At 70.7% G+C, this 10,498-nt stretch carries 7 protein-coding genes; 3 read left to right on the top strand and 4 right to left on the bottom strand.

The window, feature by feature from the left end:
* Positions 1-157 precede the first annotated feature (157 nt).
* The 4 genes from msrP to FV227_RS26225 form a co-directional block, all read right to left on the bottom strand.
* The gene (msrP, locus tag FV227_RS26210; RefSeq protein WP_147727016.1) at positions 158-1,096 is read right to left on the bottom strand and encodes a protein-methionine-sulfoxide reductase catalytic subunit MsrP; all 939 of its coding nucleotides are present in this window, start codon (positions 1,094-1,096) and stop codon (positions 158-160) included.
* An 87-nt stretch (positions 1,097-1,183) separates the two neighbouring features.
* A complete protein-coding gene (locus tag FV227_RS26215; RefSeq protein ID WP_147727015.1) occupies positions 1,184-2,902 on the bottom strand; it encodes an AMP-binding protein in 1,719 nt (572 codons plus the stop codon).
* 146 nt (positions 2,903-3,048) lie between these two features.
* Positions 3,049-3,729: a hypothetical protein gene (locus FV227_RS26220; protein ID WP_147860260.1), complete on the bottom strand. Its 681-nt coding sequence runs from the start codon at positions 3,727-3,729 to the stop codon at positions 3,049-3,051.
* Positions 3,730-3,759: 30 nt separating this feature from the next.
* Entirely contained in the window at positions 3,760-5,259 is a 1,500-nt protein-coding gene (locus tag FV227_RS26225; RefSeq protein ID WP_147728063.1) for a leucyl aminopeptidase, read from the bottom strand.
* A gap of 226 nt (positions 5,260-5,485) precedes the next feature.
* Here FV227_RS26225 and lptF point away from each other — a divergent pair, with 226 nt between their 5' ends.
* The 3 genes from lptF (at position 5,486) to FV227_RS26240 (ending at position 10,419) form a co-directional block, all read left to right on the top strand.
* Complete coding sequence (gene lptF / locus FV227_RS26230; RefSeq protein ID WP_147860261.1) at positions 5,486-6,643, top strand: LPS export ABC transporter permease LptF; 1,158 nt, start codon at positions 5,486-5,488, stop codon at positions 6,641-6,643.
* A gap of 6 nt (positions 6,644-6,649) precedes the next feature.
* Positions 6,650-7,738 carry an LPS export ABC transporter permease LptG gene (gene lptG, locus FV227_RS26235; RefSeq protein ID WP_147841626.1) on the top strand — a complete coding sequence of 363 codons (1,089 nt, stop codon included), beginning with the start codon at positions 6,650-6,652 and terminating at the stop codon, positions 7,736-7,738.
* An 80-nt stretch (positions 7,739-7,818) separates the two neighbouring features.
* Positions 7,819-10,419, top strand: coding sequence for an LPS-assembly protein LptD (locus FV227_RS26240; RefSeq protein WP_147860262.1), 2,601 nt, complete (start codon positions 7,819-7,821; stop codon positions 10,417-10,419).
* Positions 10,420-10,498: the final 79 nt, after the last annotated feature.

Raw genomic sequence — 10,498 nt, forward strand, 5'->3', positions numbered from 1 at the left:
GGGTGGGCCTCGCGTCAGCGAGGGTCGGGAGAGGGGAGCGACCTCTCCGGACAGCGCGCTCCCCTCTCCCGACCCGCTTCGCGGGCCACCCTCCCCCGCAGAGGGGGGGGAAGAGCCCTGTCGAGACTTCAGCGGCTTCCCCGGACGGGGTTTCGCCTCACACGAACAGCCGCTCGCCCTGCAGGTCCTTGTACAGCCCCGCCACCTGCTCGCCGTAGCCGTTGTAGATCAGCGTCGGGACGCGGGTGTCGGTGCCGAGCACGCGCTCGCTCGCCTGGCTCCAGCGCGGGTGCGGCACCGCCGGGTTGACGTTGGCCCAGAAGCCGTATTCGGACGGGCCGAGCGCCTCCCAGAAGGTCTTCGGCCGCTCGGCCACGAACGAGACCTTCACGATCGACTTGATCGACTTGAACCCGTACTTCCACGGCAGCGCGAGGCGGATCGGCGCGCCGAACTGGTTCGGCAGCGCCTTGCCGTAGATGCCGGTGGCGACGAAGGCGAGGTCGTTGCCGGCCTCCGCCATCGTCAGCCCCTCGACGTAGGGCCACGGGTAGAAGGTGCGCTGGCCCGGCGCCATCTTGCGGTCGAGGAAGGTCGTCAGCTGGACGTACTTCGCCCCCGAGGCGGGCTTCGCCAGCGCCACGAGCTTGGACAGCGGGAAACCGGTCCACGGCACCGCCATCGACCACGCCTCGACGCAACGGTGGCGGTAGAGCCGCTCCTCCAGCCCGATCTTGCGGATCAGGTCCTCGACGCCGAGCTCGAACGGTTTCTCGACGAGGCCGTCGACCTTGATCGTCCACGGGCTGGTCTTGAGCGCGTCGGCGGCCGGCAGCACGGTCTTCGAGGTGCCGAACTCGTAGAAGTTGTTGTAGTCGCCGCTGAAGGCCTCCGGCGTCAGCGGGCGGTCGAGGGCGTAGGCGTCGTTGCGCTTGGCCGGATAGGGCCCCGTGTCGGCGAAGGCCCGCCCGCCCAGCATCGCCGCCGCGGCGAGCCCGGCGGAGCCGCCGAGCAGCGCCCGCCGGTCGAGGAACACGGATTCCGGGGTAACGAGGTGCTCGGGAATCTCCCAGCCGCGCAACCGCTTGATCAGCATCGTCGTCTCCGCACTGTCCTGCCCGCCACGTGTCGCGACCGTCCCCTCGAGGAGCCGGTGGACCGCTGCGCGCGTCTTGTTCGCCGTCTACGGCGGAGGGGTTACCTCCGTTTCGGATCCGGTCGGCGGCGCTTCGTCGCGGAGCATCCGGCGCAGAACCTTGCCGACGTTGGTCTTCGGCAGGCTCTGGTGCAGCACGACCCTGCGCGGCACCTTGTAGCCGGTGAGCTGGGTCCGGGCATGCGCGCGGATCGCCTCGGCGGTGAGCGCGGGGTCGCGCAGGACGACGTGGGCCACCACCATCTCGCCGGTCTCGGCGTGGGGCGCGCCGACCACGGCGCATTCGAGCACGCCGGGATGGGCCGACAGCACGTCCTCGACCTCGTTCGGGTAGACGTTGAAGCCGGAGACGAGGATCATGTCCTTCATCCGGTCGACGATCCGCACCTGGCCGTCCGTCTCCATCACGGCGATGTCGCCGGTGCGGAAGAACCCGTCCGCGGTGGTCGCCGCGGCGGTCTCGTCGGGGCGCTTCCAGTAGCCCTTCATCACCTGCGGCCCGTGCACGCAGATCTCGCCGGGGGTGCCGGCGGGCACCGGCATCCCGTCCGAGCCGCGGATCGACACGTCGGTCGAGGGCAGCGGATAGCCGATCGTGCCGGACCACGCCGCGAGGCGATACGGGTTGACGCAGACCACCGGCGAGGTCTCCGACAGGCCGTAGCCCTCGATGATGGTCTTGCCGGTGATCGCCTTCCAGCGCGCGGCGACCGCGCTCTGCACCGCCATGCCGCCGGCTACCACGTAGTCGAGCTGCGAGAAGTCGACCGTGCCGATCTTCGGGTGGTTGTTCAGCAGGTTGAAGAGCGTGTTGACGCCGGAGAAGTGGGTGAACCGGGTCCTCGACAGCGTCCTCACGAAGCCGTCGCCGTCGCGCGGGTTCGGGATCAGGAGGCAGCTCCCGCCGGTGCGCATGAAGAAGAAGAAGCAGCAGGTCAGCGCGAAGATGTGATACAGCGGCAGCGCCGTGACCATCACCCGGCCGGGCTCGTCGAGGCCCTCGAACCAGACCTCGCTCTGGACGACGTTCACCATGATGTTGCGGTGGGTCAGCATCGCCGCCTTGGCGACGCCGGTGGTGCCGCCGGTGTATTGCAGGAAGGCGAGGTCGTCCTGCGTCACGGCGGCCTTCGGCGCCGTCAGCCCCCTGCCCTGACGCATCACCGCGTCGAGCCGCACCGCCTTGCCCGCCGGCAGGACGAAGGGCGGCACCGCCTTCTTCAGGTGGCGGGAGGCGAGGTCGATCACCCGGCCCTTGAGCCCGAGGCCGTCGCCCGGACCGGCGAGCACCACGTGGTCGAGGGCGATCCCGGGCAGCGCCTCGGCGACGGTGTGGGCGAAGTTCTCGAGCACGAACAGGATGCGGGCGCCGGAATCGTTGAGCTGCGCCGACAGCTCGCGCGGCGTGTAGAGCGGGTTGATGTTCACCACCGTGCCGCCGGCGACCAGCACCCCGAAGATCGCCACCGCGTAGGCCGGCACGTTCGGCATCATGATCGCGACGCGGTCGCCCTTGGCGAGGCCCTGGGCGGCGAGCCACGCGGCGACGGCACGGCTGGCGCTCCCGAGCGCGGCATAGGACATCGAGGAGCCGAAGCACGTCAGCGCCGGCCGGTCGGCGAAGCGCGCCGTGCTGGTCTCGAACAGGTCGACGAGGGTGCCGAGGCTGTCGGCGTCGATCTCCGCCGGCATGCCCGGCGGGTAGGCGGCGAGCCATGGGCGCGGTGCCCGGCTGTCCTGGATCACGGCGTTTCTCCATCGCGCGCGGCATTCGCGGCCACGCTTATCGGCTTTGTGCGTTCGCTCCCCTTGGCCCGGACTGTGGGGGATCGCTCCGCCCGCGGCAAGCAAGCGCCGGCGCCGAGGGTCCGCCGCGGCTGACAGCGCGGCCGTTATGGTGCGGCGATGCGGGCGCGCAGGCGGAAGGCCGAGACGACGGCGTGCGGCAGGGCGGCCGCCAGGACCAGGAGCGCGGCGATGCCGGCCTCCCGCGCGGTGAACGCCCGGTGCGGCCACGGCCCCGCGCCCTCGCTCCTCGCGAGCCCGAGCAGGGCGGCGGCGAACCACAGGGAAAGGACGCTGCAGAAGGCCAGCCCGATGCGGGCGCGCCAGCCGTCGCGCGGGCGGAGGCGCCCGCTGGCGAGCCAGCCGAACAGGCCGAGGATCGCGCCGAAGGCGATCGCCCCGACCGCGGCCCCGAGGGCGTAGGCGAGCCAGAGCGGCTGGCCGGTCAGGAACGCCATGCTGCCGCTGCCGTAGGCGCCGCGCAGGATCACGCCGCCGAAGGTCGGGTAAGACCCGGCCGCCAGCAGCGCCGCGATCCCGACGGCGCACCAGGCGACGCGGCGCGGCAACCCGGCCGGCCCCGGCGCCGCGGCCGTCGCGACGAGGCGGGCGACGCCGTAGACCAGGGCGAAGGCGAACAGGGGATAGCTGTCGAGGAAGAACCCGTAGGCGCGCGGCGCCAGCCAGTCCGGCAGGTCGGAGCGCTGGCTGACCCCGGTCGCGGCGACGAGACCGAGGCAGAGCAACGCCGCCGCCACGGGTGCGGCCGCGAGGGTTGTCCTGCGCATCGGGCGCTCCGCCGTGACGCGGCCGGGCCGCTACTTCGCCTCGTAGTGGTCGCGCACCAGCCGGTCCAGCAGGCGCACGCCCCAGCCGGCGCCCCAGCTCTTGTTGATCTCGCTCGCGGTCGAGGACATGCCGACGCCCGCGATGTCGAGATGCGCCCACGGCACGTCGTTGACGTAGCGCTTGATGAAGGCCGCCGCCGTCGCGGCGCCGCCGTGGCGGCCGCCGGTGTTCTTCATGTCGGCGAACTTCGAGTCGATCGCCTTGTCGTAGGCGGGAATGAGCGGCATCCGCCAGACCTTCTCGCCGACCGCCTCGCCGGTGGCGTGGATCTTCGCCGCCAGGTCGTCGTCGTTCGAGAACAGGCCGGCGATGTCCTGGCCCAGCGCCACGATGATCGCGCCGGTGAGCGTGGCGAGGTCGATCATGAATTTCGGCTTGTAGGCGCCCTGCACGTGCCAGATCACGTCGGCGAGGACGAGGCGGCCTTCCGCGTCGGTGTTGATCACCTCGATGGTCTGGCCCGACATCGAGGTGACGATGTCGGACGGCCGGTAGGAGGCGCCGTCGGGCATGTTCTCGACGATGCCGATGGCGCCGACCACGTTGACCCGCGCCTTGCGGGCGGCGAGCGCGTGCAGGGTGCCGACGACGGCGGCCGCGCCGCCCATGTCGCCCTTCATGTCCTCCATGCCGCCGGCCGACTTGATCGAGATGCCGCCGGAATCGAACACCACGCCCTTGCCGATGAAGGCCACCGGCGCCTCGCCGGCCGGGCCGCCGTTCCAGCGCATCACCACGACCCGCGGCTCGCGCACCGAGCCCTGCGCCACGGCCAGCAGCGCGCCCATGCCGAGCTCGCGCATCCGGGCCGGCTCCAGCACCTCGACCTCGACGCCGAGCCTGGTCAGCTCGGAGGCGCGACGGGCGAACTCTTCCGGCGTCAGGACGTTCGGCGGCTCGTTGATCAGGTCGCGGGCCAGCGTCACGCCTTCGGCGACGGCGGTGCTCGCCTGCGCCGCGGCCTCGGCCTCGGCGTGGCCGGCGAGCATCAAGGTCAGCGTGGTCGCGGCCTTGGTGTCCTCGGCGTCGGGCTTCTTCTTGGTCTTGTAGCGGTCGAAGCCGTAGCTGCGCAGGCGCGCGCCGAGGGCGAAGTCGGCGGCGTTCGCCGCCGCGATCGCGGCGCCCGGCCAGTCGAGCACCACGCGCGCCTCGCGGCCCGAGACCTTGCCCGCGGTGAAGCCGCCGAGAACCGGCCAGTCGATCTTGGCGCGGTCCTTGTCGGTGCCGAGGCCGACCACCACCAGCCGAACGGCGTCGACGCCGGCCGGCGCCGGCAGCACCAGCGCGCTCGAGGCCCGCGCCTTGAACTTCTCGCTGCCGGCGGCGCGGGCGATCAGGTCGATGCCGCCCTGGCCGAGCGCATCCCGCGCGCCCGCGCCGAGCACGAGGTCGTCGCCGACGAACACCACGAGGTCCCCGGATCCGCCCCGGCCGAGGGGGGCGAAATGGATGGTGATGCCGTCCGACATGGCGTTGCCTTCTGCCCTGTTCCGCTGTCACGAGCGTGCTCGACAGCCGCACGCCCATCGGTGCCCTGTGTAGCCGGTGAGGCGGAGAACGCAACGCGACCCGGGCGCCCTCGAAAGGCCCCAGTTCACGCGCCATCGGAAAGGACGGCCGGGCGATCCGGCGACGGGGCCCCAGACCGTGCGGGCGGGCGCGGCGACGGGCGGGCATGGCGGAAGTAGGGGTTCGATGACGCAGATCGCGCGCTACATCTTCCGCATCGCGCTCGGGGCCTTCCTCGCCTGCCTCGTCGGCCTCACCGGCACGATCTGGGTGACGCAGGCGCTGCGCGAGCTCGACCTGATCACGGCCAAGGGCCAGACCGTGCTGGTCTTCCTGTTCATCACCGGCCTGTCGTTGCCGACCCTCGTCGTTGTGATCGCGCCGGTGGCCCTGTTCATCGCCGTCGTCTACGCGCTCAACCGCCTCAACGGCGATTCCGAGCTGATCGTGATGTCGGCGGCCGGGATGAAGCCGCGTGCGATCCTGCGGCCGTTCCTCACGCTGGCCTTCGCGGTGAGCGCGCTGGTCGGGTTCGTGACCATCGTGGTGATGCCGGCGAGCTTCCAGGAGCTGCGCGACGTGATCACCCGCGTGCGCGGCGACTTCATCGCCAACGTCGTCAAGGAAGGGCAGTTCACCCAGCTCGACAACGGCATCACCTTCCACTTCCGCGAGCGCGGCCCCGGCGGCGCCCTGCTCGGCCTGTTCATCCAGGACCGGCGCGAAGCCGGCAAGACCAAGGTCTATCTCGCCGAGCGCGGCAACGCGATCGACGTGGACGGCGGCAGCTACCTCGCCCTGCAGAACGGCAGCGTGCACCAGCAGCAGAAGGATTCGCGGGACAGCTCGATCCTGACCTTCGAGCGCTACACGATCGACCTCGCGGCCTTCGCGCCGCCCGACGGCGACACGGTGTACAAGCCGCGCGAGCGCTCGACCGCGCAGCTGCTCTTCCCCGACAGGACCGAGGGCTACTTCCAGCTGCAGAAGGGCCGCTTCCGCGCCGAGCTGCACGACCGGCTCTCGGCCTGGCTCTACCCGCTCGCCCTGGTCTTCATCGCGTTCGCGGCGCTCGGCGACCCGCGCACCACCCGACAGGGCCGGGCCGGCGCGGTCGCGAGCGCGGTCATCGCGGTCATCGCCCTGCGCATCGCCGGCTTCACCGCGACCAGCGCGGCGACCCGCAGCGCCGGGGCGGTGGCGGCGATCTACGCGGTGCCGCTGCTGGCGATCGCGTTGTCGTCGCTGATCATCTTCCAGGGCCCGGCGGTGCGCGCCCTCAACGGCCGCCTCGCGGCCGCCGTGCGGGGGCGGTTCCGCGCGCCCCGCCTCGCCGCCGGCTGAAACCGCATGCTGATCGGGTTCACCCTCGGGCGCTACTTCGCGGCCCGCTTCGCGCGCACCGTGCTCGGCGTGTTCATCACGGTGTTCGCGCTGGTCTACACCCTCGATTTCGTGGAGCTGCTGCGCCGCGCCGGCGACGCGGAGGGCGCGTCCACAGGTTTGATGGCCCAGCTCTCGCTCTACCGCACGCCCGCGGTGGCCGAGGGCGTGCTGCCCTTCGCCGTGCTGTTCGGCTCGATGGCGGCCATGCTCCAGCTCTCGCGCAAGCTCGAGCTGGTGGTGGCGCGCGCCGCCGGGATCTCGGCCTGGCAGTTCCTGCAGCCGGGCTTCTTCGTCGCCCTGGCGCTCGGCGCCTTCACGGTCGGGGTCTACAACCCGGTCTCGGCGATGATGAAGCAGCGCTCGACCGAGATCGAGGCGAAGATCTTCGCCAAGTCGACCAAGGCGTCCTCGGGCAAGGACCTGTGGATCCGCCAGAAGAGCCTCGACGGCGGCGCGATCATCCGCGCCGAGACCGCGATCGAGGGCACGACGACGCTGGCCGGCGTGCAGGTCTTCACCTTCGACGATGCCGGCCTGTTCGTCTCGCAGATCGTCGCCGCGCGGGCGAGCCTGCACGACGGCTACTGGGAGCTGACCGACACCCGGGTGCTGACGCCGGGCAGCCCGCCGGAGGCCTTCGGCACCTACCTCATCGCCTCGACCCTCGATCCGAGCCAGGTGCGCCAGCGCTTCACCCCCCCGGAATCCGTGCCTTTCTGGCAACTACCCGACACCATCGCACGCACCGAGCGGGCCGGGTTGGATGCGACCCGCTACCGTCTCCAGTATGATGTGCTGTGGGCCCGGCCGATCCTCTTCCTGGCCATGGTCCTGGTGGCGGCAACCGTTTCCTTACGGTTCTTCCGCTTTGGTGGTGTGGGAAAGCTGGTGCTCGGAGGGGTCGCCGCGGGGTTCGCCCTGTACGTCGCCCGCCAGGTGATGGAAGGCCTCGGAGCCTCCGGGATCGTCGCGGCGCCGGTGGCGGCGTGGTTCCCGGCCGTGGTAGGAAGCCTTCTCGGTACGCTCACGCTTCTGTACCAGGAAGACGGCTGACGCCCGCTCTCCGGAGCGGGCACGGGAGACGGACGTGGACGGAAACGTGGCGGCGGGCGTCAGCGGAGTTGGGACAGGCGTTGCGTAAGGTCGCCGACATCGCGAAGGTCCTCGGGCTGCTGGCGCTGCTCTGCGCCGGCACGTCCGTCGGCGGTGCCGTGCCCGCGGGCGCCCAGGGCCTGCCGGGCGGCAAGCCGGTCGCCGGCAAGCCCGTGGCCGGCAAGCCCGGCGACAAGCTCCTCGTCGAGGCCGACGAGCTGATCTACGACAACGACAAGAACACCGTCACGGCGCGCGGCAACGCCGAGCTGCATTACGGCCCGCGCACGCTGCAGGCCGACCGCGTCCGCTACGACCGGGCCTCGAGCCGCGTCTTCGCCGAGGGCAACGTCCGCCTGACCGACCAGGACGGCGCCGTCGTCACCGGCGAGAAGATGGAGCTCACCGACGACTTCAAGAGCGGCTTCATCGACAGCCTGCGCATCCAGCAGACCGTGGAGCGCAAGGGCGAGACCATCCGCACGCGCTTCTCGTCGCCGCGCGGCGAGCGGCTGGAAGGCGAGCAGACCAGCTTCGATTCCGGCACCTACACCGCCTGCGAGCCGTGCCGCGACCACCCGGAGAAGCCGCCGCTGTGGCAGGTGCGCGCCGCCAAGATCATCCACAACAACGAGACCCACACGATCTACTTCGAAGACTCGACCGTCGAGATCGCCGGGATCCCGGTCGCCTACCTGCCGTATTTCGAGTCCGCCGACCCGACGGTGAAGCGCCAGAGCGGCTTCCTGACCCCGCGCTTCATCAACACGACGGCGCTCGGCACCGGCCTGACGGTGCCGTACTTCTTCAACCTCGCGCCGGATTACGACCTGACGCTGTCGCCGTCCTTCCTGAGCCGCCAGGGCGTGCTCGGGCAGGGCGAGTTCCGCCAGCGCCTCGACAACGGCAGCTACAACCTGCGAGTCTCGGGCATCTTCCAGACGACGCCCTCGGCCTTCCTGCCGGGACCGATCGGCGCGGGCGACCGCGATTTCCGCGGCTCGATCGAATCGAAGGGCCGGTTCTACATCAACGACCGCTGGCGCACCGGCTGGGACCTCGTCGGCGTGACCGACAAGTGGTTCCTCGACAACTACCGCATCCGCAACCAGTCGATCACGACGGACTACTTCCGAGAGGCGGTATCGACCGCGTACCTCACCGGCCAGGGCGACCGCTCGTACTTCGAGATGCGCGGCTACTACTTCAAGGGCCTGTCGAGCTTCGACTGGCAGAAGGAGCAGCCGCTGGTCCTGCCGGTGATCGACTACGACAAGCGCATCAACGGCCCGGGCGAGCTCGGCGGCGAGGTCCGCTTCCAGGCCAACATCACCAGCCTGACCCGCGAGGCGACGGACTTCCAGGGCCTGCCGCGCACCGGCACCTACCTGTTCAGCCCGAGCGTCAACGGCATCAGCTACCCGCTCTACGAGACCTGCACGACCTTCAACCGCAACACCTGCCTGGTGCGGGGCCTGGCCGGCACGGACACCCGCGCCTCGGCGCAGCTCTCCTGGCGCCGGACCTTCATCGACGACCTCGGCCAAGCGATCACGCCGTTCGCGTACCTGCGCACCGACGCGTTCTTCGTGAACCCGAGCCTGTCGGGCTACCAGAACGCCCTGGTGCCGCAGATCGCCTCCGTCGACGACGGCTTCTCCGGCCGGGTGATGCCGGCGGTCGGCATCGACTACCGCTATCCCTTCGTCAGCGATTTCGGGCCGCTCGGCGTCCACACCCTGGAGCCGATCGCCCAGGTCATCGCACGCCCCTCCGAGACCCGGATCGGCCACCTGCCGAACGAGGACGCGCAGAGCCTCGTCTTCGACGACACCTCGCTGTTCCAGTGGGACAAGTTCTCCGGCTACGACCGGGTCGAGGGCGGCGTGCGCACCAACCTCGGCGCGCAGTACTCGGTCGTCACCGCCTCGGGCTGGTACGCGAACGCGATGTTCGGCGAGTCGATCCAGCTCGCCGGCGTCAACTCGTTCCGCCGCGGCGACATTGCCAATGTCGGCCTCGATTCCGGCCTGGAGAGCACCGCCTCCGACTTCGTGGGCCGCTTCCAGGTCTCGCCGAACCAGAACATCAGCTTGATCACCCGCGCCCGCTTCGACCACGCGGACTTCAAGGTGAACCGCTTCGAGACCGGCGTCACCGCGCGCTTCGCGCCGTTCCTGCCGCTGTCGCTGTCGGCGTTCTACTCGTACTACGAGGCGCAGCCGCTGCTCGGCTTCAGCCATCGCCGCGAGGGCATCACCGCGACGGCGACCTACAACATCACCCCGAACTGGTTCGTCACCGGCTCGGCGCTCGTCGACCTGACGCACTACCTCGACACGCGGACGCTCTATTCCGAGGCGCTGGCGAGCTACATCGCCAACCCGGTCGGCACCCTGCCGACCTACCAGAACCCGGGCCGGTTCTACCTGTCGGGCATGAGCGTCGGCGCCGGCTACCAGGACGAGTGCACCACGGTGTCGCTGAACTACATCGTCTCGCCGATCGCCACCGTGACCGGCGTCGCCGAGCGCAACCAGACCGTGCTGCTGCGCGTCGAGCTCAAGACCCTCGGCGAGGCCGACCTGCGCCAGAACGTCGGCACCGCCACCACCGCGGACGGCATCGCCTCGGCGCACTGAGCGCGGGAGCGGGTCGCGGCGGCGCGGGCGGCCTGCTAAGGCAGGCCTCCCCGCCGCGAAACCCCGCCGACCCCGATGC

The organism is Methylobacterium sp. WL119 (genome assembly GCF_008039875.1).
GTDB lineage: Bacteria > Pseudomonadota > Alphaproteobacteria > Rhizobiales > Beijerinckiaceae > Methylobacterium.

Excerpts from the sequence above, each read along its gene's own strand:
- msrP (WP_147727016.1), bottom strand. The coding sequence starts at position 1,096 with ATGCTGATCAAGCGGTTGCGCGGCTGGGAGATTCCCGAGCACCTCGTT.
- FV227_RS26220 (WP_147860260.1), bottom strand. The coding sequence starts at position 3,729 with ATGCGCAGGACAACCCTCGCGGCCGCACCCGTGGCGGCGGCGTTGCTC.
- FV227_RS26225 (WP_147728063.1), bottom strand. The coding sequence starts at position 5,259 with ATGTCGGACGGCATCACCATCCATTTCGCCCCCCTCGGCCGGGGCGGA.
- lptF (WP_147860261.1), top strand. The coding sequence starts at position 5,486 with ATGACGCAGATCGCGCGCTACATCTTCCGCATCGCGCTCGGGGCCTTC.
- lptG (WP_147841626.1), top strand. The coding sequence starts at position 6,650 with ATGCTGATCGGGTTCACCCTCGGGCGCTACTTCGCGGCCCGCTTCGCG.